Annotated in this window: 21 protein-coding genes; 11 read left to right on the top strand and 10 right to left on the bottom strand. The window is 60.9% G+C overall.

The window, feature by feature from the left end:
* Positions 1 to 408: 408 nt before the first annotated feature.
* Complete coding sequence (locus tag HMPREF3087_RS09180) at positions 409 to 1,140, bottom strand: SOS response-associated peptidase (protein ID WP_070428910.1); 732 nt, start codon at positions 1,138 to 1,140, stop codon at positions 409 to 411.
* A 121-nt stretch (positions 1,141 to 1,261) separates the two neighbouring features.
* Between HMPREF3087_RS09180 and HMPREF3087_RS09175 the strand changes: the two genes are divergently transcribed.
* The 8 genes from HMPREF3087_RS09175 (at position 1,262) to HMPREF3087_RS09140 (ending at position 9,009) form a co-directional block, all read left to right on the top strand.
* Positions 1,262 to 1,756: a MarR family winged helix-turn-helix transcriptional regulator gene (locus HMPREF3087_RS09175; RefSeq protein ID WP_070428909.1), complete on the top strand. Its 495-nt coding sequence runs from the start codon at positions 1,262 to 1,264 to the stop codon at positions 1,754 to 1,756.
* A gap of 244 nt (positions 1,757 to 2,000) precedes the next feature.
* Positions 2,001 to 3,167 (top strand): acyl-CoA dehydrogenase family protein, encoded by a 1,167-nt coding sequence (locus tag HMPREF3087_RS09170; protein WP_070428908.1) that lies wholly within the window; start codon positions 2,001 to 2,003, stop codon positions 3,165 to 3,167.
* Position 3,168: 1 nt separating this feature from the next.
* Positions 3,169 to 4,209: an enoyl-CoA hydratase/isomerase family protein gene (locus HMPREF3087_RS09165; protein WP_070428907.1), complete on the top strand. Its 1,041-nt coding sequence runs from the start codon at positions 3,169 to 3,171 to the stop codon at positions 4,207 to 4,209.
* Positions 4,206 to 4,982: an enoyl-CoA hydratase-related protein gene (locus HMPREF3087_RS09160; RefSeq protein WP_062020238.1), complete on the top strand. Its 777-nt coding sequence runs from the start codon at positions 4,206 to 4,208 to the stop codon at positions 4,980 to 4,982. Before HMPREF3087_RS09165 ends, HMPREF3087_RS09160 begins: the two co-directional genes overlap by 4 nt.
* A 154-nt stretch (positions 4,983 to 5,136) precedes the next feature.
* Complete coding sequence (locus HMPREF3087_RS09155) at positions 5,137 to 6,123, top strand: NAD(P)H-dependent flavin oxidoreductase (protein WP_070428906.1); 987 nt, start codon at positions 5,137 to 5,139, stop codon at positions 6,121 to 6,123.
* A gap of 92 nt (positions 6,124 to 6,215) precedes the next feature.
* On the top strand, positions 6,216 to 7,016 hold the full coding sequence (locus tag HMPREF3087_RS09150) for a nitrilase-related carbon-nitrogen hydrolase (RefSeq protein ID WP_070428905.1): 801 nt from the start codon (positions 6,216 to 6,218) through the stop codon (positions 7,014 to 7,016).
* Positions 7,017 to 7,211: 195 nt separating this feature from the next.
* Positions 7,212 to 8,006: an SDR family NAD(P)-dependent oxidoreductase gene (locus tag HMPREF3087_RS09145; protein ID WP_070428904.1), complete on the top strand. Its 795-nt coding sequence runs from the start codon at positions 7,212 to 7,214 to the stop codon at positions 8,004 to 8,006.
* 34 nt (positions 8,007 to 8,040) lie between these two features.
* Complete coding sequence (locus tag HMPREF3087_RS09140) at positions 8,041 to 9,009, top strand: class C sortase (RefSeq protein WP_176745029.1); 969 nt, start codon at positions 8,041 to 8,043, stop codon at positions 9,007 to 9,009.
* A 113-nt stretch (positions 9,010 to 9,122) separates the two neighbouring features.
* On the opposite strand, the gene HMPREF3087_RS09135 is transcribed toward HMPREF3087_RS09140, so the two are convergent.
* The 9 genes from HMPREF3087_RS09135 to HMPREF3087_RS09095 all read right to left on the bottom strand — a co-directional run bounded on the left by HMPREF3087_RS09135 (position 9,123) and on the right by HMPREF3087_RS09095 (position 21,647).
* A complete protein-coding gene (locus tag HMPREF3087_RS09135) occupies positions 9,123 to 12,221 on the bottom strand; it encodes a SpaA isopeptide-forming pilin-related protein (protein ID WP_256173088.1) in 3,099 nt (1,032 codons plus the stop codon).
* Complete coding sequence (locus tag HMPREF3087_RS09130) at positions 12,218 to 12,976, bottom strand: isopeptide-forming domain-containing protein (protein ID WP_070428911.1); 759 nt, start codon at positions 12,974 to 12,976, stop codon at positions 12,218 to 12,220. The genes HMPREF3087_RS09135 and HMPREF3087_RS09130 overlap by 4 nt, the downstream gene beginning before the upstream one ends.
* A 13-nt stretch (positions 12,977 to 12,989) precedes the next feature.
* On the bottom strand, positions 12,990 to 13,925 hold the full coding sequence (locus tag HMPREF3087_RS09125) for a class C sortase (protein WP_070428903.1): 936 nt from the start codon (positions 13,923 to 13,925) through the stop codon (positions 12,990 to 12,992).
* A gap of 135 nt (positions 13,926 to 14,060) precedes the next feature.
* The gene (locus HMPREF3087_RS09120; protein WP_070428902.1) at positions 14,061 to 15,527 is read right to left on the bottom strand and encodes a SpaH/EbpB family LPXTG-anchored major pilin; all 1,467 of its coding nucleotides are present in this window, start codon (positions 15,525 to 15,527) and stop codon (positions 14,061 to 14,063) included.
* A 541-nt stretch (positions 15,528 to 16,068) separates the two neighbouring features.
* Complete coding sequence (nrdF, locus tag HMPREF3087_RS09115) at positions 16,069 to 17,049, bottom strand: class 1b ribonucleoside-diphosphate reductase subunit beta (protein WP_176745028.1); 981 nt, start codon at positions 17,047 to 17,049, stop codon at positions 16,069 to 16,071.
* A 30-nt stretch (positions 17,050 to 17,079) separates the two neighbouring features.
* Entirely contained in the window at positions 17,080 to 19,206 is a 2,127-nt protein-coding gene (gene nrdE / locus HMPREF3087_RS09110) for a class 1b ribonucleoside-diphosphate reductase subunit alpha (protein ID WP_370919334.1), read from the bottom strand.
* Between the two features lie 5 nt (positions 19,207 to 19,211).
* On the bottom strand, positions 19,212 to 19,625 hold the full coding sequence (gene nrdI, locus HMPREF3087_RS09105; protein WP_070428901.1) for a class Ib ribonucleoside-diphosphate reductase assembly flavoprotein NrdI: 414 nt from the start codon (positions 19,623 to 19,625) through the stop codon (positions 19,212 to 19,214).
* A 2-nt stretch (positions 19,626 to 19,627) separates the two neighbouring features.
* Positions 19,628 to 19,876 (bottom strand): glutaredoxin-like protein NrdH, encoded by a 249-nt coding sequence (nrdH, locus tag HMPREF3087_RS09100; protein WP_019175977.1) that lies wholly within the window; start codon positions 19,874 to 19,876, stop codon positions 19,628 to 19,630.
* A gap of 337 nt (positions 19,877 to 20,213) precedes the next feature.
* Positions 20,214 to 21,647 carry a PucR family transcriptional regulator gene (locus HMPREF3087_RS09095; protein ID WP_070428900.1) on the bottom strand — a complete coding sequence of 478 codons (1,434 nt, stop codon included), beginning with the start codon at positions 21,645 to 21,647 and terminating at the stop codon, positions 20,214 to 20,216.
* A 163-nt stretch (positions 21,648 to 21,810) separates the two neighbouring features.
* On the opposite strand from HMPREF3087_RS09095, the gene speB reads away from it, so the two are divergent.
* The 3 genes from speB to HMPREF3087_RS09080 all read left to right on the top strand — a co-directional run bounded on the left by speB (position 21,811) and on the right by HMPREF3087_RS09080 (position 26,162).
* Positions 21,811 to 22,821 (top strand): agmatinase, encoded by a 1,011-nt coding sequence (speB, locus tag HMPREF3087_RS09090; RefSeq protein ID WP_070428899.1) that lies wholly within the window; start codon positions 21,811 to 21,813, stop codon positions 22,819 to 22,821.
* Positions 22,822 to 22,925: 104 nt separating this feature from the next.
* The gene (locus HMPREF3087_RS09085) at positions 22,926 to 24,608 is read left to right on the top strand and encodes a thiamine pyrophosphate-binding protein (protein WP_070428898.1); all 1,683 of its coding nucleotides are present in this window, start codon (positions 22,926 to 22,928) and stop codon (positions 24,606 to 24,608) included.
* A gap of 78 nt (positions 24,609 to 24,686) precedes the next feature.
* Positions 24,687 to 26,162, top strand: coding sequence for a sodium:solute symporter family protein (locus HMPREF3087_RS09080; RefSeq protein WP_062020259.1), 1,476 nt, complete (start codon positions 24,687 to 24,689; stop codon positions 26,160 to 26,162).
* Positions 26,163 to 26,289 lie beyond the last annotated feature (127 nt).

The raw sequence follows: 26,289 nt of genomic DNA, 5'->3' as shown, positions 1-26,289 counted from the left end.
AAAACAACACCAACAACACACAGTGCTGCCAGCATCATCCTGCTACAAATCAAAAAAATTCCATGGCCAGAAACAAAAATATCTGGCACCACGAAACAAACAAACACGCTATTGAGTTGACAAAGAACAGACACACAAAAAATCCACACCCACAACAGTGAGCACTTCATCAAAGGTGAAAGTCTCGCGCTCAGCAATTTGAGCGCTTGGCTATCTTAGCCTGAAGTTCATCTGCCTGCAAATTCTTGATTCGCCGCAGTTAATCTTCCTCTGTTCCGGACCGCTTCCACGCTCCTGGGAACGAGATATAACTCTAGACCGACCGCATTCAGCTTTGCAAGCCGAATTCGAGTGAGGTGCGCCACGCTTCGTATGCCGCTACCAGGGAAGACACTGTCCTAAGCTCACTCAGGCGGGATCAGCGAGACCTGGCCAGTTATTGCGGACATTGCCCACCTCGACACCCACCTCGTGCCTCTTGATGCGGTCCGGGTCAACACCCTCCAGGAGCCCCCCGAGCAGCTGGCCGGTATCGGCCTTGGAATCAACTGCCGGATTGAGCCACTGCCCTATCTGATCCCGCTCTAAGAAAAGGGGCATGCGGTGGTGCACCTGTTCCAGATGCCCACGTGCGGGCAGGGTCAGCATCGTCGTCGAAACCAACCACCCGTCAAGCACAGACGGGTCTGCCTCTGACTGATCGGCCTGCTCCGGCGGCTGCTGGCGCAGTTCAAATAGGCCCGCCATGAAAATCCAGTCATCACCATCGGCGTGCATATACCAGGGCTGTTTGCCGGATTCGGTCTTTTCCCATTCGTAGTAGCCGTTGACGGCAACCGCACAGCGCCTAGATGTGAAGGCCGACCGGAACATGGGTTTGGAGTCAACGGTTTCCGACCGGGCATTGAATGCGCGGAAGCCGATCTTGTCGTCTTTAGCCCACCCTGGAACCAGCCCCCAGCGGGCCGCCTCCAGCCGCCTCGTCACCTGCCCGTCCGCATCGACGCGGTCGAGGATGATCGGCAGGGGCGAGCCGGGAGGCACGTTATAGCTTTCGGGCACGTTCCAGCGGAACGAGTCGACATCGAGCTCATCAACCAAAGATGCCGGGTCCACCGCCATATTCACGCGACCACACATACAGCCATCATCGCACTGCTTATATCTAGGCGCATTGACCTGCTTATGACATGGCGCGGCGGCCCGCCCGTAGACGCAGATGTGCGCTCGACCACACAAGCACCATAGACTCAGCCCGACTATGGCTGAGAACTTCGACCCGATCCGGGAAGCACGGCGCCAGTGGGAAGCCCACGGCTACGCCGAAGCGGCTGACGGCATGACGCTGACCACCAGCATCATGCGCTCCCAACAGCTGCTCATGGCTCGCATCGACCGTGCCCTGCGGCCGTTGAAACTGACTTTCGCCCGGTACGAACTCCTGACCCTTCTGCGCTTCAGCAGCCACGGCGAGCTTCCGATGTCCGTCGTCTCACGCCGCCTGCAGGTTCACCCGACCTCGACGACGAACGCAGTGGACCGGCTGGAGCGAGCGGGCCTCGTCAAACGCACCCCACACCCGGAAGACGGCCGGTCGACGATCGTGCAGCTGACCGAAGCTGGACGTGAACTCTCGCTCGCTGCAACTGACGCCCTGAACCGCGAGGTGTTCACCCACCCCGGCATTGAGGGCGAGCGCATGGACCTGCTGCTGCAGCTGCTGGCCGAGCACCGTACAGCGCTGGCAGAGGACTGAGCACTCCCCCGGTCGCGGCACCTCACCCCTTTCCACCTCACCCTCCCGACACCTCGCCTCTCTCCACCTCACCCTCCCGGCACCTCGCCCCCTCCCTCCATCTCGGCCCTCCCGGCACCTCGCGCACCGAATGTTCACTCCCCCGGCAGATGCCCAACACCGGTGCGTGTGACGAAAAGGTGTGACACCGGCTACACTGGCGGCGACTTTGTTTGACGTCCTACTAAATTTTGGAGGCAACAACATGGCACGCAGCACTGCGGCTTCTCTGCCCTTTGGGCTGAGCGATGACCAGCTCGAACTTGCGAACATGTGCCGCGAGTTCGCAGACGAACAGCTGGCACCGCACGCTCTCGAATGGGATGCCAATTCGCACTTCCCCGTCGACGTCATCAAGTCGACCGCGGACCTGGGCATGGGCGGCATCTACATTGACGAAGACAAGGGCGGTTCCGGCCTGGGCCGTATGGACGCAGCTCTCATCTTCGAAAACCTGTCGACCGGCTGCCCCGCGGTTGCTTCGTACATCTCGATTCACAACATGGTTGCCTCGGTCATCGAGCGCTTCGGCAACGAAGACCAGCACGAGCGCTACCTGTCGAAGCTCGTGACCTTCGAAAACCTTGCCAGCTACTGCCTGACCGAGCCGAACGCCGGTTCCGACGCGGCCGGTCTGCGCACCTCGGCCCGTCGCGACGGCGACCACTACATCCTCAACGGCGTCAAGCAGTTCATTTCCGGTGCAGGCGCATCCGACATCTACCTGGTCATGGCACGCACCGGCCAGGACGGCGCCCGCGGAATCTCAGCCTTCATCCTGGAAAAGGGCATGGAGGGCCTGGACTTCGGACCCGACGAAATCAAGATGGGCTGGCACGCACAGCCCACCCGCCAGGTCATCATGGAAAACGTTCGCGTTCCCGTGGAAAACCTGGTCGGCGAGGAAGGTGAAGGCTTCAAGGCCGCTATGAGCGGTCTGGACGGCGGTCGCCTCAACATCGGCGCCGCATCGCTCGGCGGTGGCCAGTCGGCACTGGAAAAGGCCGTGCAGTACTTGGGTGAACGTCAGGCATTCGGCCAGGACCTCAACCAGTTCCAGGCACTGCGTTTTGAAGTCGCCCAGATGCAGGCCGACCTCGAAGCCGCCCGTTCGCTCCTGTGGCGCGCCGCCCAGGCCTACGACGCGAAGCACGAAAACACGACCCTGCTGTCGGCGATGGCCAAGCTCAAGGCCACCGACACCGGCTTTGATGTTGCCAACCGTGCCCTCCAGCTGTTCGGCGGCTACGGCTACCTGCACGAGTACGGTGTGGAGAAGCTGGTCCGCGACCTGCGCGTACACCAGATCCTTGAAGGCACGAACGAAATCATGCGCGTCATCATTTCGCGCAAGAGCACAGGAGTTGCATAAGTTGAGTGAAGAAACCCCCGTCGTCCTCAGCGCCGAAGGCGGCCTGGGACGCATTGAACTGAACAAGCCGCGTGCAATCAACGCGCTCAACCAGGAAATGATCGACATCGTCAACGAGGCCCTGGCCAAGTGGCAGGACGACGATTCGATCAAGGCTGTGCTCGTCACCGGCCGCGGCGAGCGCGGCCTGTGCGCCGGCGGTGACATCAAGGCCATCCACGCTTCCCTGCTCGACGGCACCGACGCGAACCTGCAGTTCTTCGGCGAAGAGTACGTGATGAACGACCGGATCGCCCGCTTCCCCAAGCCCTATGTGGCGTTCATGAACGGCATCACGATGGGCGGCGGCGTTGGCATTTCGGTGCACGGTTCGCACCGCGTTGTCACCGACAGCACCAAGATCGGCATGCCGGAGACCACCATCGGCCTTTTCCCGGACGTCGGCGGTACTTACCTGCTGGCGCAGGCTCCCGGTGCGGTTGGCATGTACCTGGGCCTGACCGGTCTGCCGGTCGGCGCGGGGGCCGCACTTGCCGCCGGTCTTGCTGACTACTACATCGAAGACGCCAAGCTCGATGAGGTCGCAGCCGAACTGGCCAAGCGTCCGGCAGAAGCCGAGGCTGTTCTCAAGGAGTTCGCGACGGAGGCTCCGGCTGATGAACTCGCCGAGCACCGCGAAGCTATCGACCACGCATTCTCTGCCGGTTCGGTCGAGGAAATCCTCGAGCGCCTGCGCTCCCTTGGCACCGAATGGGGCGCCAAGACGGCTGACCTCATCGAAACGAAGTCGCCGCTGAGCCTGAAGGTGACGTTCGAATCGATCCGCACCGCCGGCGACATGAGCCTCGAAGAGGTCCTGGAGCGCGACCTGCGCACCGGCATCAACCTCGGCAAGCACAACGACCTGGCCGAGGGCATCCGCGCCCAGGTCATCGACAAGGACCGCAACCCGCAGTGGAAGCCGGCCACCCTGGAGGAAGTCACCAGCGAACTCGTCCAGGAAGTCCTGACAGAACCCGCAGCACGAAAGGTTTTCCAGTGACCCAGTACGAAACCATCAAGGTCGACATTTCGGACAAAATCGGCACCATCACCCTGGCTCCGGGACCCATGAACCCGCTGAGCTCGCAGGTCATGAAGGACGTCACGGCGGCTCTTGCTGAATTCGACGCCTCTGACGATGTCCGCGCAATCATCATCACCGGTGACGGCGACAAGGCATTCGCAGCCGGTGCTGACATCAAGGAGATGGCCTCGCTCGAATTCGCCGAGGCCTACCGCGAAGACTTCTTCGTCGGCTGGAACCGCCTGCGTGAGGTCCGCAAGCCGATCATTGCAGCCGTCAACGGCTACGCCCTGGGTGGCGGATGCGAACTGGCGATGATGTGTGACTTCATCATCGCCTCGGACCGCGCTCAGTTCGGCCAGCCGGAGATCAACCTCGGCGTTCTGCCGGGCATGGGCGGATCGCAGCGCCTGACCCGCGCGATCGGCAAGGCCAAGGCCATGGACCTGTGCCTGACCGGCCGTTTCATCAAGGCTGACGAAGCCCTCGAATCGAACCTCGTGGCTCGCGTTGTGCCGCATGACGAACTCATGGACACGGCCCGCGAAGCAGCTGGTGTCATCGCATCGAAGTCGCTTATTGCTTCGGCCATGGTGAAGGAGGCCGTCAACGCGGCATTCGAAACCACGCTCGACCAGGGCCTGGTGTACGAGCGTCGTCTGTTCCACTCCTCGCTGGCTACAGAAGACCAGAAGGAAGGCATGGGCGCTTTCGTTGAGAAGCGCAAGCCCGAATTCAAGGACCGCTGACAAACCGGTGAACAAACCGAATTGTCAGCCGGCCCCGGCTGCCCCTCAAGGAACTTGCTGATCAGCTCACCCTGACCAGCATGCGAACGCCCCGCCCTCCGGCGGGGCGTTTGTCGTCTAAAGTGATGTCGGACACTCAGATCGAAGGAGCTTTATGACTGTCGAACGCGCTGAACTTCCCGAACAGCTGCGCGCTGATCTGCGCCTGCCGATTGTGGCATCCCCCATGTTCATCGCATCGGGTCCCGAGCTCGTGAAGGCCCAGTGCCAGGCGGGGATCATCGGCTCTTTCCCCACGCTCAACGCCCGCCCGCAGGAAGCGCTGTCGGACTGGTTTGACGAGATTCGCGAATCGAATGCCGAATTCGCGAAGAACAACCCCGGCACTCCCGTGGGTCCGTTTGCCGCGAACCTCATCGTGCACCGCTCCAATGACCGCATTGAGCACGACCTCGGCGTTGTTGTGGACCACAAGGTGCCGATTGTCATCACCTCGCTGGGTGCACGCGAAGATGTCTACGAGGCTGTCCATTCCTATGGCGGCATTGTGCTGCACGATGTCATCCACAACCGCTTTGCCCACAAGGCCATTGAGAAGGGCGCGGACGGCCTGATTGCCGTTTCTGCCGGAGCTGGTGGGCACGCGGGTGCGCTGTCGCCGTTTGCGCTCATCCGTGAGATCCGCGAATGGTTCGGCGGTCCCCTGCTGCTGTCGGGAAGCATCGCCCACGGAACCTCAGTTCTGGCCGCGCAGGCCGCAGGGGCGGACTTCGCCTATGTCGGTTCGGCATTTTTGGCCAGCCCCGAAGCGAATGTTGTTGAGGGCTACCGCGACATGATTGTGGATTCCGGCGCCAGCGACGTTGTGTACTCGAACCTGTTCACGGGAGTGCACGGCAACTATCTGCGCGGTTCGATTGAGGCCGCCGGCATGGACCCGGACAATCTGCCCGAATCTGATCCTTCGAAGATGAACTTCGGCAGCGGTGGGTCGTCGAAGTCGAAGGCGTGGAAGGACATCTGGGGCTCCGGTCAGGGCATTGGCGCGGTGCGCGAAAAGCTGCCGGTCGCCTCGGTCGTGGACCGTCTGGAAAGCGAGTACCGGGCAGCCGTCGAGGATCTGCGCGGCCGGATCTTCTGAGGCTCCGCTGTGCGGAGCCGCCTTTCCCTACCCGCACGAGGCGGAGGTCGACAGATCTGTCCCTTCCACCTCGGCGGGGGTACGGTGAGCGTATGAAGATTGCGCTTGCACAGATCAATACGACTCCCGATGTTTCGGCCAATGTGAGCAAGGTCGAGGACTATGTGCGTTCGGCCGCTGAAGCCGGAGCTGTCCTGGTGCAGTTTCCGGAGGCGACGATGCGGTCGTTCGGCCCGGGACTGCGTGAGGACACCCGGCAGCACGCCGCGGCGTGGCAGGAGCGGATGCAGGCGCTTGCGGATGAGCACGAACTGACGATTGTCGCCGGTGAGTTCTTGGCGCACGGGGATCGTGTGGTCAATCAGCTGGCGGTCTACTCCCCTGCTGCCCGGCGCGTAGCGTACGAAAAGATCCACCTGTACGACGCCTTTGGGTTCCGTGAGTCCGACACGGTGGAGCCGGGCAGTGACATTGTCACAGTCGACGTCGAAGGTGTGACCGTCGGTCTTGCCATCTGCTACGACATTCGCTTCCCGAAGCTGTTTGCGGAGCTTTCCCGCGCGGGTGCGCAGTTGGCGCTGGTGTCCGCATCCTGGGGTGCGGGCCCGGGCAAGCTCTACCAGTGGGATCTGCTGGCACGGGTGCGGGCACTGGATTCCAACATGATCGTCTCTGCCGTTGACCAGGCTGATCCGAAGGTTTCGGGGGTCGAGGTGCCGGCTGACGCCCCGACGGGTGTGGGCGGTTCGCTGGTTGTCGACCCGTTTGGCGCACCGATCGCGCAGGAAGACGGGCAGGGTGAGCAGCTGATCGTTACAGACATTGAATTCGGCGTGATCGACAAGGCCAAGAGCGCGCTGCCGGTCCTCGAAAACGCACGACTGGGCTACTGAGCGAAGCCTGGGCTGCTCAGCCCAGTTCTGAGCAGGGGCACTGAGCGGGCCGCGTCCCACTGCGTAAGCGAGCGTGATCTGCGCGCTGGGTTTTCAGCCCGTGTTCGCCTTGAGCCGGTTAGATTAGAAGTGACGGCAGAACGCCGTCATGACGCTAACCGCCCGCAGCTGACTGGGCGGAGGAAGGCAGAGACCATGACCCGCACCTATGTTGTCACCGGTTCGGCTTCGGGTATCGGTGCCACGACCGCCAAGATTCTGCGTGAACGCGGTGACCGCGTTGTCGGAATCGACCTGAAGAACGCTGATGTTGAAGCTGACCTGTCCACCCGGGAGGGCCGTTCGCAGGCTGTCGCTTCCGCTGTTGAACTTGCCGGCGGGACAGTTGACGCTGTCATCGCCTGCGCTGGTATTTCCGCGCCCATTCCGAAGACTGTGTCGGTGAACTACTTCGGCGTGGTTGAGCTTCTTGAGGCTTTGCTGCCGGCTCTGAAGAAGTCGGAGGCCCCGCGGGTTGCCGTTGTGTCGTCAATGGCGTCGCTGCAGCCGAATGACCCCGCCATGGTCGATGCGATGCTTGCCGGGGACGAAGCCAAGGCCCTTGAGATCGCTGAAGGCCACGTGTCGGATGATCCGATGACCGGCTACGTTTCCTACCCGTCGTCTAAGCGCGCTCTGTCGCGCTGGGTGCGCCGCGCTTCGATTTCTGACGAATGGGCTGGCGCCGGCATTCCGGTCAACGCGATTGCCCCGGGCACCGTGCTGACACCCATGACGGAAGAGCTTCTGTCCACGCCGGAAATGACGGCGTATGTTGACCAGCAGGTCCCCATGCCGCTGAACTACCACCAGCCGCCGGAATCCGTGGCTGACGCACTCATCTGGATCACGGAACCGGCCAACACCCACATGGCCGGTCAGACCATCTACGTTGACGGCGGTGCAGAGGTTTCACTGCGCGGCGAAGACGTGTGGGCCTGGAACGACTGAGGGCGCTTAAGCCCAGAACTCACAGCAGGAGAATATGGAGCAGCACTCTCATGGCGGCGGTCAGGCGAACACACGGGACGCCGGTCGCGACGGCGATCGCACACCGGTTTCGCCCAGCAGGCGCAGCAAGCCGGCGAAGAAGAAGCGCAAGGGCATCAATGGCAATGCCCTTATCGCCTTCGTACTGGTGGTCGTCGGTTTGGGGGTGCTGCTCTACCCTGTTGCAGCCACCCAGTGGAACAATTTTCAGCAGCGTCGCGCAGCTGATGAGTATTCGCAGTTGGAAAAGAAGGCTTCGCCCGAGGCTCTGAACACGGCCTGGGATGATGCACACACCTACAACGCGGCCTTGGGCCAGATCAGCGTTCAAGATGCGTGGACAACTTCGGATGACGAAGATTCACCCGAGTACAAGCGCTATGAAAAGTACCTGTCGGTGCTGTCGGAAACGGATGCTCTGGGTAGGGTCGTCATTCCGTCTATCAATTCTGATCTGCCGATTTACCACGGGACGTCGGAAAAGGCCCTCACCCGAGGCGCCGGTCACCTGTACGGGACGGACTTCCCTGTGGGCGGCAAGGGTGAGGGCGAGGGGCGGCATTCTGCTCTGTCGGCTCACACGGGCCTGCAGGATGCGACGATGTGGGACAACCTCGAAAAGGTGCAGAAGGGCGATGCTTTCTACATTGCGGTCAGCGGTAAAAAGCTGAAGTACGAGGTTGACGATATTCAGGTTGTTGAGCCTTCTGACACCAGTTCCATCAGGAGGGAAGAGGGCAAAGACCTGGTAACCCTCATCACCTGCACGCCGTATGGCATCAACACGCACCGTCTGCTGGTAACTGGACATCGGGTTCCTATGGATCCCAGTGACGATTCTGTGTTTGACGGTTCCGGCATGCAGTGGCAGTGGTGGATGTGGGCAATCCTCGTAGCGGCCGCGGTAATTGTTCTGATGCTGATCTACTGGTGGCGCAAATCAACAAAGGCTGCCAAGGACTGAACTGATTCAGCTGAACGCTGAGGCCCCCCCCCCTATTGGGGTGCGGGCCTCAATCGTTGTCGGCGTGCGATTTATATTACCTCGGTGCTGACCGCCAGGTTTGTGGCTGAGCCTCAGGCGCGCCTGCGATACATGATCAGGGCACCTGCCGCAGCGATGGCCATACCGCCTGCTGCCCACCATGCCACACCGTTACCACCGGTCTTGGGCAGTTCACCGGATTTGGTGTCAGCAACCGTCAGGATCATTGCCTCACCCGTACCCCTTGTTGTGATCAGGCCATTGCTCGTACCAGCCGAAATCGTGTACTTCTTGGTGTTCTGATCCATTGCGATTTCGAACTTGACCGGGTGCGGCAGCAGGTTCAGTCCCTTCGGCGCTTTGGTCTCCACGAGGAAGAACGTACCTGTTGTCTTCACCTCGATAGATTCCTGACCGGGCGTGATGGTGTACAGCGGCTTACCAGCGCTGTAGTCGGGCTTGCCGTCCTTAGCCGGATAGATCTCAAAGGTCGCACCGCCCAGTCCAGGCATATCTGTGATCTTGCCGTCCACGTACTGTGCCTTTTTGAAGGTCAGCTTTCCTGGCTGTGTTTCCGGTGCCTTGTAGTTGTCAACCACGCAGGACACGCGTGAAAGCACCTTGTCTTTCTCGTTCATTCGCACTTTAAAGCCGAACTCGCCATCATTTTGAACATCAAGTGGCGCGGTTTTGCCATCGCGGGTTTCCTGACAGACGGCGTTCTTGCCGTCGCGTTGGTACAGCGAGTAGCCTTCCTTCTGCGTTTCGGTAAGCGTGAGATCCTGCGCCGTTTCACTCTGGATTCCCCAGCGTGCGGTGCCCTTGTCCTCTTCCCTCCAAGAGGTGACTTTGCGCCACTGGGTGACGAGTGAACCATTTCCGGGATCAATGACCTTTTGGCCGTTAGCGGACAGAGTGAATTCCCAGCCTGGCTCACCGTCGGAGAGAACCTTGCCGTTCTCATCGACGATGCGCTTCTTGACGATCACTTCGCCGTTGCATTTCTTGGAGAGGTCCTGGGCGATCGACTTCATCTGCGCAGCCAGACCACTGTAGTTAGTGATTCGAACAGTATCGCCTGTGCCCGAGATGTCTTCACCCATCGTCTTGACGTCACGTGTACCGTAGGTCCACCTAGACATGTTGGAAGTGACCGTCTCCTGCCTCCCATTGGGTAGACGCTCAAACACCTGCAGGGTCTGATTACCAGCCCCGTCATATGCCATTTTCAGATTCACCAAAGTATCGGTGCCGATGTAATTGGCGTGTATAGCCTTCGGGTGGTCACTTCGAATTTTGTAGTACAAACCTGGAGCTTGCCCCGGATCTGCTTGCCAGCCAATGCGTTTGGCGTCTTTGAGCACTAGATCATTCGTCACAACAGGGCGTTGGCTGGTTCGTCCACCAAGTGTCAGGTCGACCATGAGCGGGACCACGCGGGTGCCTTGTTTTTTGAGTTCATTCGCTGCGTCAATTGCATCGTTGAGTGCACTTGCCTGAACAAACTCTCCACCGATTCCTTTGCTCTGGATCGTGGACGATGTTGTGGGCATACCGTCGGTAATGAAGTACACCACGTCATAGTTCCCAGCTTTGACCTGCTGCAAACCTGCTTGCCAGTTCGTCGCACTGTTGTTCTCGTTATAAGCCCAATTGTCGACGACACGTTTTGCCTGGTTGACTCCAGCCGTTGTCTGCATGGAAATGTAGGGCGGGTTATTGCCAGCGGTCGATCCTGCGTTATTCGCTGGAGCGGTGCTCGCGAAATTGTAGATACCGAGTTCAGCGGGAGTGCCTGCGAGAGCATCGATGAAGGCATTTGTAGCTTTTTTCGACTCTTCGAAACCGTTCGCATTATCAGCGTAGTTCAACGACGTCGACAGGTCAGCGACGACCGCAATGCGCAGGCCACAAGTCATAGGGACAGAAGGATTCGCAACGCGCCCGTGAACCCATTTCGCCCCGTCTGGCGGGGAAATGATGGGCGGGTCAGTGGGATCTGCAGACTTTGTGCCGTATGCGTCCAGCTCAACTTCCAGGTTCTTGTTCTGGGCGAGGTCATTGGTAAATGTGAACACTGCGTCTTTGGGCAGAACTGCCGAGTCGACCTGTTTGCCGTTCTTCATCGGCACAACGTCCATGGTGATGTAGCCGTTGCCGATTTTGACGTTGCGCTTCTGCAGCGTCACGCCGTCTTCAATCTTGTCGACGGTCAGCTGGTAGTGTTGCGGGTCAAGGAACGTGGCGTCAGTTTTGATGCGCACTGTGATGTAGTTGAGCTTCGCGTCCTCACCGACTTTTGCCGTGAAGGTGTCGGGCCTGTTTGGATCAACCGGATCGCCCTGCAGTGAAAACCCATGTCCAGTGGCTTTGAATGTACGACCGTCTGGCGGTGGGGTGGGCTCACCTGAGCAACTCTTGACCTGACCACTCATGTTGAACGACCACTCAGTCGTAGCGCCAGAAGCAATCTGATAGCCAGAACGTGCCTTGGCCGTGACCTTGACGGTGGCAGGCTTTGTCCCTTCGAAGAAATACTGCCCGGCAGATTTCTTCTGGTCCGCAATGTAGTAGTCAACACCCTGTGTGCCAGGAATGTCGATGTAGCCCTTCTCCACACACTGAGCGGCAGCCTTCGGGTCTACTGCCGTCGGCGCTGCCGGCGTCACAGTCGTCGGGTTCGGCGTAGGGTCCGGATCAGTCGGAGGCGGAGTGGTACCGCCCACGGTGCCCTTCGGGGCTATGGAGACCGTGCCCTTTACCTTGGGATAATTGAACCTCAAGTACAGGTCGATCTTGTCACCCTTCTTCAGGGTGGCGTTAAGGCCGCTGACTGTCTTGGAATACGGCAGCTCTTGCGACGAAGAAAAAGTCTCTTTCTTCAGACTCTTGCCGTTGACCATGAGGTCGTATTCAAGCAAGAAGTAGTTGCCAGTCACGTTGAAGTCAAGACTATTCATGGTCGCATCAGCGTCCACCGTGAACGTGTAGGTGTTCTGAGTAGAAGTGTTCGTAAAGTCGCGCTTCGTCGGGCTGACGGGAATGGTCTGCGTCTGCGCCTGTGCCGGCGTGGGGCCTGGAATGACTGCGAGTCCGTTGGCGATGAGCGCTGCCAGCACGGCAAACACGGCAAGCACCCGCATGATCGTGTGCTGTTCTTTCGACAGGCGGAATGGAAGTGTGTGCCTCATTTCTTCCCACCCTCTGACTTTCTTCTGCTGGCAACGATGATGATGAATCCGGCGCCGATGAGCACGGCGGCGATGATGACGATGATGGTGACCTGAGCACCCGTAACGGGCATCGACTGGTCGTGACCCTGCGGGGTCTTCGGCTTTTCCGGTGTATCCACAACAGGCGGCGTTGGCGGAGGTTCATTGCCCGGCGGTGGGCCCTGGGGAGAGCGCGATTTGGCGACGATGACGCCTTCAACCGGCGAATCACCCTGCGGTCCGCTGTGGAACGGGACTGCTACAAGGAACGAGTTGATCTCGCGGTAGCTGTCATCGGGCGCCGATGAGCTCGCCAGATAGATGCCCTTCGGCAGGCTTGCGAACTTCGCGGATCCTGCAGCGTTCGTGACCTTGCTGAACGAGCGGTCTTTCGGCCATGCGGAAACATCATCGACCGAGGCGGATTCGACCCGCTTCATGTCGGATGAGTTCTCGGCCGAAACGCCTTCCAGCCGTTCAAGTTTGACAGTCACACCGGAAACCTTGCCGGCGGCCGGCGAGTGGTCGTCTTCGGGATTGCCGGGGCTGATGGTGATGGTGACGATGTCAGTGCCCGGAGTGTTCTTTCCGCTGCCCGAACTCGCCTGCCCAACAACTTTGGCGGCATGTGCGGGGCTGACACCCGCAAAACCAAGAGCACAGAGCACGGCGCATACGGCCAGCAGCACCGCTGCCGTTCTGCCCCATGACACTGCGTGTCGTTTCATAGTCATCTGTTCACCAAGTTCAGTAGTTGTCATCCGACTGCTTCTGTGTGCCGGACGACAGTCCCTTGCTGTTGTTCGCGCTGGCTGCTGCATTGTTGCGTTTGCGCTGTCGTCGCGCCCACCAGACAAAACCAGTGCCGATAGCCAGTGCTGCTGCCAGGAGCGCGTACATCCACCACTGCCATCCGCCGGTGTGGTTCTGATCGAACACGCCTTCGTCCGTTGGATCCAGGGGAACCTGGTGTCCGCGCACCAAGAGCCGGTGCGTGTTCACTCCGTACGGCGTGCACGTGATCAGCGTGATGTAGTCGCCGCTTTCGTCCGGCCCCAGATCTTCGGTCTGGTCGGGAAGGACCACCTTGATCTGATCGATTTCGTACTTGAGTTTGTGGCCTGAGACCTGCACGTAGAAGGCGTCGCCCTCTTCGGCTTTGCTGAGGTTGTCGAACATGGTGGCGTTCGACAGTCCCGTGTGACCGGTGATGACCGAATGGGTTCCTCTGCCGCCAACGGGAAGGTCAGATCCGTACAGGTGCCCCAGTCCCCTCTGCAGAACATCGTCCGAAGTTCCGTGGTAGATGGGCAGATCCGCACCGATCTTCGGGAAGATAAGCCGAGCCATGGCATCGTTCTCACTCAGCTGGTCCAGATACTCCGCATACTCGGGGTTGTCTGGGCTGATGTCGTTGAGCCACGGGTCGAGGATCGGGCCGGAAGTACGCTGTTCGTTGTATTCGTGCGCGTTGTCCCACTGAGTATTTTTGACTTCTTCGGGAGTGTCCTTGTCCAGCTGCGCGTATTCTTCGGCAGCTTTCGACGCTCCGTAGTTGTTCCATGCGGTGGAGACAACCGGGTACATCATCACGAGCAAACCGAGGATCACCACGATGGCCGGCAGCATCAGGCTGTTCTCCTTCGCCTTGCCGTACTGGCCGTTCGTGACGGTTCGCTTCAAAGTTGATGTGGGGTTGCTCTCCACCGCATGACTCCCAGGTCTGTATCACTGAGTGGGTTTGTGTGGGGTAGTGCGCAGCACCTGTTCACTGCCCCACCGTCCAGAGCCCAGTGGGCTCATGGATTTCCCTGGGTCTTACTCGGCCTGAGCCTGCTTGGCGTTGCGGCGAGCGAACCACACACCGGCAGCGGCGATCAGGGCACCAAGAGCACCGAGGAGGCCGACACCCGCACCACCGGTCATCGGCAGGTTCGGGGTGTCCTGCTTGACGTTGTCGATCTCGGAAACGAGCGTGACCTCGTCATCACCCTTGAGCTCGCCAGTCCTCGCGATGTTCTCACGGGTGAAGTCGATCTCGGTGACGTTTTTTTCAGGCAGAACGTAGCCAGCAGGTGCCTTGGTTTCCTTCAGGCAGAACTTCTTGGTCGCCGGAGCTTCCTTGTTGTCTTCGAAGTCCGTGACGTGCAGACCGTCAATGCTGAAGGTTCCGTCAGCACCGGTGGTCCACGTGGAAACATTCTTTACGGTCACCTTTTCGCCAAGATCAGAGGCCGAGGTGCACTGGTAGAGCTCGAATTCAGCGCCTTCAAGGACCTTGTTAGCTTCCTTGCCGTCCTTCTTCACGACCTTGAGCTTGCCGTGGTAGGTGACGACTTCGTTGGTCTTGTCCTTGACTTCCTTACCGGTGTTCGGGTTGTTGAAGATGACCTCAGCCTGGTTCTTCAGTTCGGTGGTGTCACCGACTTCCTTGCGCTTCGTTTCGAAGGTCAGCGAGAGCTTGTCACCGGACTTAACCTTGGCAAGACCCTGTTCGGTCAGCTTGACGACGAGCTTGTTGCCGTTAGCCTTCGGATCATTGACTTCGTAGTCGCCAGCCTGAAGAACCGTGTTACCAGCCTTGACTTCGGTAACCTTCTGGAAGTCGAGGCGCTGGTCCAGCTGGTCCTCGAAGCGGAAGGCGGTCAGGCTCTTGCCTTCACCCCAGGTGGGAGCGTCAGCGTTGATGGTGTAGGTGTAGGCGTCCTGGATGTTCTTGTCGGCATCCTTGACGGTCTTTTCGGTCTTGGTTTCGGTGTTCTTCGGGTACGCAATGACGTCGTAGTTCCATGCGTCCGAAGCTTCGTTCACCATGGGGATCGAAACGATGAAGGGCGCACCGGCAACGATGCCGTCAGGGGTCTTGGTTTCTTCAACCAGGTAGATGCCCAACGGCAGGTCAGAGAACTTGGCTGCGCCTTCGCCCGCGGTTGTCTTCTCGAAGGTCGTTGCGCTCTTGTCAGCGTCTTTCACGTCAGCCGCAGTCTTCGGGAACTTCGTCCAGTCGCCGTTTTCAAGGTCGAAGTTCAGCTTGGTGATCTTGAAGGTCACACCGTTGAGTGCCTCACCCGGCACGTTCTGCATTTCCTTACCGGTGGCAGGGGTGTCGGATTCAGCGCCCTTCTTCTTGTAGAGGGTCAGCGAACCCTTCTCGGAGAAGTCGATGTTGCCCTTCTGTACCTGAGGGGCGGGCTGTGCGAGGACGGCCGGAGCGGAAACACCCATCGAGAGTCCGAGAACAGCCGCGACTGAGGCCGCGCATACGGCCTTAGAGAACGTAGTCATGGATTCAATTCCTTTGCATCAGTTTTAAGGCCGGAGCCTCAGCATTTTTCGCGATCCACCTGGATGCACACGTTGCGCGTTCTGTGAAACCGCTTAGAAATAAATTAGCAAAACCGCATATAAAACGTTAGTTCAACTTTGTATTACCGTTTTTGTTTATCTGCGCACGGACGATGCGAAACAGGAGCGCCCCCGTGAATACACGGCATTGCGAGCCCGCCGCATTTCCTGTCTGTTCCGCGCCGCACAGCGGAAGTCACATTTCGCGTCTCACCTTTCGAGCGTGTTACCGCCTATCACCGGCACCCATCGAACACATGAAAATGCCCGTGAAACCCGCAAGCGTTCGCGTCCGAGCGCCCGGAATGCGGCTGCAAGGTACTTCCGGCTCCCCGTTTGGTGCCCGGCGCTATGCGTGCAGAGAGTCAGCAGAACGCGGGCAGAGTGTGGGCACAAACCGAAGCCCAGGGCACAAAAAAGCAGCGGCCCGGAACTGTTCTCACAGTTCCGGGCCGCTGCTGTTCGCGCTGAGGCGGAGGGCTTAGAAGTCCCAGTCGTCGTCTTCGGTGGATTCGGCCTTGCCGATGACGTAGCTGGAGCCGCTGCCCGAGAAGAAGTCGTGGTTTTCGTCCGCGTTCGGGTTGAGCGAGGACAGAATAGCCGGGTTCACATCCGTGACTTCCGCCGGGAACATAGCCTCATAGCCGAGGTTCATGAGCGCCTTGTTCGCGTTGTAGTTGAGGAACTTCTTGACGTCCTCTGCCAGGCCCACCCGGTCATAGATCAGGTGGGTGTAGGCAACTTCGTTTTCGTACAGGTCGAACAGGACTTCGTAGGTGAAGTCCTTGAGCTCCTGACGGCGCTGTTCGGATTCGTTCTTGAGGTTCTGCTGGTACTTGTACCCGATGTAGTAGCCGTGCACGGCCTCGTCGCGAATGATCAGCCGAATGAGGTCGGCCGTGTTCGTCAGCTTGGCGCGTGACGACCAGTACAGAGGCAGGTAGAAGCCCGAGTAGAACATGAACGATTCCAACAGGGTGGAAGCGATCTTGCGCTTCTGCGGGTCGTCCCCGTGGTACAGGTCGGTGACGACCTTCGCCTTCTTCTGCAGGGTGGGCTCTTCCTTTGCCCAGCGGAACACTTCGTCAATCTGACGGGTGCTCGACAGGGTCGAGAAGATCGACGAATACGACTTCGCGTGCACCGACTCCATGAAGCAGATGTTGGTGTACACGGCCTCTTCGTGCGGAGTCAGCGCATCCGGCAGCAGCGACACTGCGCCGATGGTGCCCTGAATGGTGTCCAGCAGGGTCAGCCCCGCAAACACCTGCATGGTCATCCACTTTTCGTCGTCGCTGAGCGTGGCCCACGACTGGGTATCATTGGACAGCGGAACCTTTTCCGGCAGCCAGAAATTCGATGTGAGTCGATCCCACACCTCGAGGTCGATGTCGTCCTCGATGCGGTTCCAGTTGATCGCTTCGGCCCGGTCGGTCAGCCCGAAGTCACGTGTCTGTGTCACTGTTATCCCCTTCTGTTCCCCTACAGCTGATCACAGCATGCAGGAAACGCAGCCTTCGACTTCCGTGCCGGTCAGCGCCATCTGGCGGATACGGCTGTAGTAGACCGTCTTGATGCCCTTGGTCCAGGCGTAGATCTGGGCCTTGTTGACATCGCGGGTGGTGGCGGTGTCCTTGAAGAACAGCGTCAGCGACAGGCCCTGGTCCACGTGCTGGGTGGCCTCAGCGTATGTGTCGATGATCTTCTCTGGACCGATTTCGTAGGCATCCTGGAAGTACTCCAGGTTGTCGTTCGTCATGTGCGGTGCCGGGTAGTACACGCGGCCGATCTTGCCTTCCTTGCGGATTTCCACCGGAGCGGCAATCGGGTGAATCGACGAGGTCGAGTTGTTGATGTAGGAAATCGAGCCCGTGGGCGGCACAGCCTGCAGGTTCTGGTTGTAGATGCCGTGCTTGGCGACTTCGTCGCGCAGCTTGGCCCAGTCGTCCTGCGTGGGAATGTGCACACCGGCTTCTTCGAAGATCTGCGCCACACGCTCGGTGCGGGGCTTCCATTCCTGTTCGGTGTACTTGTCGAAGTACTCACCGGATGCGTACTTCGAGTCTTCGAAGCCTTCGAAGGTGCGGCCGCGTTCCTTGGCAATCTCCATGGATGCGCGCACCGCGTGGAAGGCCACGGTGTAGAAGTACATGTTGGTGAAGTCCAGGCCCTCTTCGGAGCCGTAGTGGATCCGTTCGCGACCCAGGTAGCCGTGCAGGTTCATCTGCCCCAGGCCGATGGCATGCGACATCGAGTTGCCGCGCTCAATCGAGGGCACGGATGCGATGTTCGAGGTTTCCGACACCGCCGTCAGACCGCGGATGGCGACCTCGACGGTCTGTCCGAAGTCTTCGGAGTCCATGGTCGCTGCGATGTTGAGCGAACCGAGGTTGCAGGAAATGTCCTTGCCGATGTGGCTGTAGGTGAGGTCCTCGTTGTAGGTCGAAGCCGAGTTCACCTGCAGGATCTCCGAGCACAGGTTGGACATGGTGATGCGGCCCTTGATGGGGTTCGCACGGTTCACCGTGTCTTCGTACATGATGTACGGGTAGCCCGATTCGAACTGGATTTCGGCGAGCGTCTGGAAGAATTCGCGCGCGTTGATCTTGGTCTTCTTGATCCGCGCGTCGTCGACCATTTCGTAGTACTTTTCCGTCACCGAGATTTCGGTGAACGGCACCCCGTAGACCTTTTCGACGTCGTAGGGGCTGAACAGGTACATGGGTTCGTTCTTCTTGGCCAGGTGGAACGTGATGTCCGGAATGACCACACCCAGCGACAGGGTCTTGATGCGGATCTTTTCGTCCGCGTTTTCGCGTTTGGTGTCCAGGAAGCTGTAGATGTCCGGGTGGTGGGCGTTCATGTACACCGCACCGGCACCCTGACGCGCACCCAGCTGGTTGGCGTAGGAGAACGCGTCTTCGAGCATCTTCATAACAGGAATGACGCCCGAGGACTGATTTTCGATCTTCTTAATGGGCGCGCCGGCTTCGCGGATGTTGGTCAGGCAGAACGCCACACCGCCGCCGCGCTTGGACAGCTGCAGGGCAGAGTTGACCGACCGGCCGATGGACTCCATGTTGTCTTCAATGCGCAGCAGGAAGCAGGACACCATTTCGCCGCGCTGCTTCTTGCCCGCGTTGAGGAACGTGGGCGTTGCCGGCTGGAAGCGGCCGGAGATGATTTCGTCGACGAGCTGGCGGGCAAGCTTTTCGTCACCGCGAGCGAGGAACAGCGACACCATGACCACGCGGTCTTCGAAGCGCTCCAGGTAGCGCTTGCCGTCGAAGGTCTTCAGCGTGTACGACGTGTAGAACTTAAACGCACCCAGGAAGGTCTGGAAGCGGAACTTCTTGGAGTAGGCGTGCTTCGACAGTTCCGAAATGAACGCGAACGAGTACTGGTCGAGCACCTCTTTTTCGTAGTAGTGGTGTTCGACGAGGTAGTTGAGCTTCTCTTCCAGGTCGTGGAAGAAGACAGTGTTGTTGTTGACGTGCTGGAGGAAGAACTGACGCGCTGCCTGCTTGTCGCGCTCAAATTGAATGCGACCGTCCTTGTCGTACAGGTTGAGCATGGCGTTGAGCGCGTGGTAGTCGAGGTCGGTTTCCTCGCGGATGATGGCCTCTAGATCGCGGTCTGCGGCTGTTGTTGACACAGCTTTTCCAATCCTTCTTTCACTTTTTCGACGTCCTCTTGCGTTCCGAACATTTCGAAGTTGTAGAGGACGGGCACTTTGGTCTTCTCTGCCACCGTGTACGCCGCGCGGCAGAAGTTGTTGCCGAAGTTCGTGTTTCCGGAGCCGATCACTCCGACGATCTTGTCGCGGTTTTCTTTGACATTGAGGAACTTGATCACCTGACGCGGTGTGGAGCCGGCATTGCGACCGGCCCCGTACGTCGGGGTGATGAGGACGAAGGGTTCGCTGACCAACGGGGTGTCGTCCTTCGTCAGGAGGGGCAGCCGCACGGCGGGCAACCCCAGTTTTTCTACAAACCGTTGGGTGTATTCAGAACCACTGGAGTAGTAGACGATCAGCATTGTCAGACCGCTGCAACCCCCGCACCGCCGGCGGCGGCGAGCGTGGCGATCTTGTCGGGACGGAAGCCCGACCAGTGGTCGTTGTCCGTCACAACAACGGGAGCCTGCATGTAGCCCATGGCCTTGACGACGTCGAGCGCGCCAGGGTCCTGGCTGAGGTCAACCGACCGGTACTCCAGACCGCGAGCATCCAGGGCGCGGAACGTTGCTGTGCACTGGACGCAGGAAGGCTTGGTGTAGACGGTGATCATGCGGGTCTCCTTCGAGGTGACGAGGGTTTTCCAGGCCGCGCGGCTCTCCGTGCCGGACAGTCGAGCAACCACAAGATGTTGTGTTCGGGTACGAGACTACGCCTATATCTCGTGTTACACCAGTGTAATTCGCGGCGGTTTGCGCAGAGTTAACAAGAGGCGAACGGACCGCCGTCCACACATGTGCACAATGCGAATCACATCGATGTGATCTTGTTTCCGCGAGCTGTCGCGGAACACGCCGCACCCGTCGAATCTTTTACCCACGCTCTGTCCACAGATCCTCCACCGGTTTCGACATCTGTCCACAGGCAAAAAATTTTTTCAGTTGGATCTGTCACATCCGGTCAGTCAGACTCCGTTCACGCAGCTGCAATGCCACGTGCACCAAACGCAGCTGTTCAGGGTCACGCAGATCCCGTCCCAGAAGGTCGCCCAGCTTCTTCAGGTGAGCACGCACCGTGTGCCGGTGCAGCCCAAGCTCAGCAGCCACTGGCTCGCCGGTCTGCCCTTGGCGCGCGGCGGCCCGCAGCGTGACCATCCACGCCGGCGGAGCCTTCGCCAGCGGCCCCAGCACACGGTCGGCAAAGCGGGCGGCCGCCGTCGGATCAACCGACCCCAACAGTCCCGCGAGTTCCGACTGCGGGTCCGCCCCGCCGAACCAGCCGGCCGCAGTGTGCGCAGCCGACTCGAGATCCACCTCGGCGTCATCACGGACTTCAGCACCTGCCAGGCGCGCAATTCTGAGCACCTGCGGATACGCCCGCGGCCCGCACAGAACCGCCGCCGTCGCAGAATCCCCCGCGACTCCGGCAGCACCCGCCAGCCAGCCCACCAGCCACAGCACCCGGTCGGCCGGAACCCGCTCCAAGCACACGAGGCGCAGCTCCCCTTCTTCTTCCGCTCCTGTCAGGTGCCAGGCGGCACGGCGGTCGGGAAGGCTGGCCTGCGGATTGAGAACCGCGGAAGCATCCTGCGGCTCCGTGCCGCTGAGGCTGATGTGCAGCAGCGCCGCGGTCGTGGTGAGGACAAGACTGCGAGCGCGGGGGCTGAAAGAACGCGGGTCGGACCCTGCGTCGCGGACGGCGAGCCAGGCAAGCGGAGCTGCACCCACTGGATAGAGGACCAGCCCAGAAAGGCCCGTCTCCTGCGGGCCGGCCGATGCAGAAAAGGCCGCCCGCACGGCAGTCGCCGCCGCCTCGGCCACCGCGGCGGCCGTCAGACCTCCCGCAATGACCACCCCGGCGGGGTTGAGCACGGCGACCTCGGCACCCAGCCGCGAGCGCAGCGACTCGATCGCCCTTTCCATCCCGGGGCCGGCCAGCAGGCCCGCAATTGAGCGCTGGGCGGATGCCACCGCGTGCAGTTCACGGGCGTATTCGGCTTCGCGAAGACTGGTGAAGGCGTCGACGACGTCGACAAAGGCGGTGCGCTGGGGAACACCGAACAGCACGAGGCCTTCCTTTTTGGCTGCGGCGACGATCGTCGGCGGAACTTCACTGTGCGGTAGCCCCTCCCCCAGGCCGATGCCCAGGGCCACAGCACCGCCGGCGCGCACCCGCGCCGCATAGTCGGCACTGGCCGCAGGGTCAGCAAGGTCAACGAGCGCGCCCACCGTTAAGAGGACTTCCCCGCCACGCAGCCACGAATCAATGCTCGGAACTTCGGAGGCGTGGACGATCCGCACTGACTGCGTACGCGCACCCGCCGGTTCACAGTGCACTTCAAGGCTGAGTGCCTGGCTGTCGAGCAGCTCTCCCAGAACAACCACGAGCATCCTCCGTTCTACTGTGTGGCAGCGTCACCGGCATATCTCAACGCCCTTTTATATACACAGTGGACTATATACGTTCTCAATTCGCCATTATGGACATATCGTGGCGCGGCTCACGCTTTTAGCCTTAGGAAACATCCCCAGCTACAAGGAGGAACACGTGAGCGACAACCAGCCCCTGGGCCCCGCCGACTACAGCCTGACCCCGCGCTTTGCCGGCCCGCCGACCTTCGGCCTGCTGCCGCGCATCGACGAAGTCGAAGCACAGCGCCCCGGCCAGCCGATCGACGTCAAGATCATCGGCATCCCCTTCGACGCCGGTGTCAGCTACCGCAGCGGCACCCGGTTCGGCCCCTCGCACATCCGCCAGTCCTCCAAACTGCTGCGTCCCTACAACCAGGCCACCGACGTTCACCCGTTCTCCTGGCAGCAGGTTGCCGACTGCGGCGACCTGGGTGTGAACCCCTTCAACATCGAAGAGGCCATCGCCGCCGTTGAAGCCAATGCGGACGAAGCCCGCAAGGACGGCGCGAAGCTGCTCACCCTGGGTGGGGACCACACGCTCGCCCTGCCCAACATCCGCTCGCTGTACAAAACCCACGGCAAGATCGCGGTTCTGCACTTCGACGCGCACCTGGACACGTGGGACACCTACATGGGCGCGCCCTACACCCACGGCACACCGTTCCGCCGCGCATCAGAAGAAGGTCTGCTCGACCTTGAGCGCTGCATGCACGTGGGCATCCGCGGCCCCCTGTACGGCAAGAAGGACCTCGAAGACGACTCCGTGCTCGGCTTCCAGATTCTGCGCTCTGATGACTACCAGTTCCAGCCGCTGCAGGACATCGTCGCTCGCATCCGCAAGCGCCTGGGAGATGCACCCGTCTACATTTCCGTCGACATCGACGTGCTCGACCCCGCAGCCGCACCCGGCACCGGCACACCGGAGGCCGGCGGCATGACGAGCCGCGAACTGCTCAACTCCATCCGCGGCCTCCAGGGCCTCAACGTCGTCGGCGCTGAAATCGTCGAAGTCGCCCCCGCCTACGACCACGCCGAAATCACCGGCCTGGCCGCAGCACAGGTCGGCTACGAACTGCTCTCCCTGTGGGCCGCCCAGAAGAAAGGCGCCGAAGGCCCCACCGGTTTCGCCGCCGACAACCTCGGCTGACCCACTCCCCTCCCGCACGCTGACCCACACGGCAGCAGCGGGAGGGGAGCTCCACCTCGTACCCCCATCCCCCGTCCATCCCCAAAAACCGCCAAGGAGCACACGTGACCAGCATCAACGAGCGCTTGGAGCGCGTTGACGACGCCCACCGCAACGGCGGCCTGGCCGTCATCGCCGCCCTGGCCGCCCACGGCGTCGACACCGTGTTCGGCATCCCCGGAACACACAATCTCGAGTTCTACCGCCACCTGGAGACCTTCGGCATCCGCGCCATCACACCCCGCCACGAACAGGGCGCAGGCTACGGCGCGGACGGCTACTACCTGCTCAGCGGCAAACCCGGTGTTGTCATCACAACCTCCGGACCGGGACTGACGAACGTCATCACGGCAGCCGCGACCGCCTACGCGGAATCCCGCCCCATGCTCATCCTGTCCCCCGGTGTGCCCAACGGGCTCGAACGGGCCGACGTCGGCCTGCTGCACGAAACAAAGGCCACCGCGGAAGCCATCGACAACCTGCTGGTCGGCTCCAAGCGCACCCGCACCGCAGAAGGTGCCGCAGCCGCTGTTTCCGAGGCCTTCGCCCGGTTCAATTCGGAACGCCCCGGGCCTATCCACATCGAGGTGCCGCTCGATGTTCTCGAAGGCCCCTGGCACGGAACCGCCGAGGTGCCGCGCACCATCCAGCCGACACAGCCGGCTGACGCTGTTGTCGCCGAAGCCGCGCAGGCGCTGACTGCCGCTGAGCGTCCGCTCATCATCGCCGGCGGCGGCGCTCGTCGCATGGCAGGGCAGTTGACCGCACTGGCTGAAAAGCTCGACGCACCGCTGGTCACCACCGCCAACGGCAAGGGCGCAATTGACGAATCACACCCGCTGGCCCTGGGCGCAAGCGTGCGCTTCCCCGCGGTGCAGAAGGAGTCGCAGACCGCGGACGTTCTGCTGGTGATCGGCTCTGAACTTGCCGATTCGGACCTGTGGGGCGGACGGATCGGCGCGCGCGGCGTGAATTCGTGGGACCACCTGGGATGCCCACCCGAACAGCCGGCAGATCAGCCGGCCCAGACCGTTATCCGCTGCGACATCGACCCCGACCAGCTGCACAAGAACCTGCCCGGTGACATCCTCGTCCACTCCGACAGCCGCGCTTTCGTCGACGCTCTGAGCAGGGAACTGGGCGAACAGCCCGCACGCGGCGGAGCTGAGCGGACAGCCGAGCTCAACCGCGAATGGCAGGGCGAATTCCCCGACGGTGTGGGCGTGTGGACGACCCGGGCCATTGCGGCTGCTGGTGGTCCTGGGACCGTCATTGCGGGTGACTCTTCGCAGGTCACCTACGACGGCGCCGTCCACGCGCTGGAAGCCCGCACGGAAGACCAGCTTCTTTATATGCCGGGCTTCGCAACGCTCGGCTACGGCATTCCCGCCGCCATCGGAGCGAAGCTGGCAGACCCGGACCGCCCGGTGGTCGTCCACGTGGGTGATGGCGCCGCGATGTTCTCCATTCAGGAAGTTATGACGGCCGTCGAACTCCGCCTGGGCATCCCCATGGTCATCGTCGACAACGGCGGATACGCCGAAATCGAAGCCCAGATGGAGGAACGGGACATCGACCCGTTCGCCGTCCACCTGGCCAGGCCGAACTTCGCCGCTTTGGGCACAGCCTTCGGCGGCAAGGGCGTAGAATTGAGCGCCTCCGACCCTGACTGCGCTGACCAGCTGGAACGCGCAGTCGCCGAGGCTTTGGGCGCTGATGTTCCCACGCTCATCCACGTGACGGTCTGACACCGCCCACCCGTAAGCACACCTGGCGGGGCAGCTTCAGCCGCTGCCCCGCCATCCTTCCCACAAGAGAGAAACACTATGGAAACAGCTGTCGTAGCCGTCTACATTGCCGGCATGCTCGCATTCGGCGTTTGGGGTCGAATCCGCGCGAAGAACCAGGAGGACTTCCTGGTGGCCGGCCGGCGGTTGGGACCGCTGGTCTTCATGGGCACGATGGCTGCCGTTGTTCTCGGCGGGGCTTCCACCGTCGGAGGTGTCGGGCTGGGATACGTCCACGGACTGTCTGGAATGTGGCTGGTGGTGTGCATCGGCCTTGGCATCATCATCCTCAGTCTGGCCTTCGCCCCGACGATTCAGCGTTTGGGAATCTACACGGTCTCCCAGATGCTGGAGCTGCGCTACGGTGCTGGCTCCCGCACCGTGTCGGGCATCATCATGACTGCCTACGGCCTGATGATCTCGACGACCTCGACAGTTGCCTACGGCGCGATCTTCCACTCCCTGCTGGGCATCGACCGGGTGCCGGCAGTCCTCATCGGCGGTGCTGTCGTCATGATCTACTCCATGCTCGGCGGCATGTGGTCGATCACTATGACCGACTTCGTGCAGTTCCTCATCCAGACCGTCGGCATCTTCCTCATCCTGCTGCCGATCGTGCTGCAAGACGCCGGCGGCTTCAGCAACATTCGCGACGTTGTGGGTCCCGAAGCGTTCGACCCGGTGGCCATCGGACCGAACATGATCATCACCTACGTGCTGATCTACACCATCGGCCTGCTCATCGGCCAGGACATCTGGCAGCGCGTATTCACTGCCCGCTCCCCCGAAACCGCGCGCTGGGGCGGTTTTGCCGCGGGTGTGTACTGCGTGTTCTACGGTGCCGCCGGCGCCCTTGTGGGTGTGGGCGCCCGCGTGCTGGTGCCCGGCATCGAAGACTCTGACCAGGTGTTCACCGCCGTCACCGAACACGCACTGACACCGCTGTTTGCGGGACTTGTTCTTTCGGCAGCGCTGTCGGCCGTCATGTCGACGTCCTCGGGCGCACTTCTGGCTGCCTCGACTGTTCTGCGCCAGGATGTCGTCGAACCCGCACTGACAAAGCGCACTGCGGCGAGTACGGGTCTTGGCGGAGCGCTGCGCGGCAGCCTCGTGCGCGAAACCGGCGACGAAGTGCGCGACTCGCGCATCTACCTGGTCAGCCTCGGTGTCGTGTCGATCATCCTGGCCTGCGTCATGACCAGCGTGGTCGATGCGCTGACTATCGCCTACAACATCCTCGTAGCCGGCCTGTTCATCCCGATTGTCGGCGGCCTGGTGTGGAAGCGCGGCACAATCGTCGGCGTTCTGGCCGGCATGATCGCAGGCACGGGCGCGGCCGTCATCTTCATGATCGTCAACGGGCTCATGGCAAACACGCCGATCTACTTCGGTCTGGGCGCATCGCTTGTCGCCTACGTTGTCGGTTCGCTCATCTCCCGGCCCACACCGGAGCGGATCATGACCGCCTGGCAGGAGCGCATCCGCCGCGGAGTCAAGGCTTCGCCGCGTTCCTGACGCCAGCCTGGTGGCGGCGCCAAGCCGGCGTCGCCGGGCCAGCCCGGCTCCACCTCGCCCACCAACCCAGACTCACGCGCTAATGCAGTTTTGCGCTTAAATGCGCTGCATTAACGCGTGAATCTGC

This window comes from Brevibacterium sp. HMSC22B09, from assembly GCF_001806795.1.
Classification (GTDB): Bacteria; Actinomycetota; Actinomycetes; order Actinomycetales; family Brevibacteriaceae; genus Brevibacterium; species Brevibacterium ravenspurgense.
Note: the sequence above shows the minus strand (reverse complement) of the source record. Positions and strands in the feature narration are given on the sequence as shown.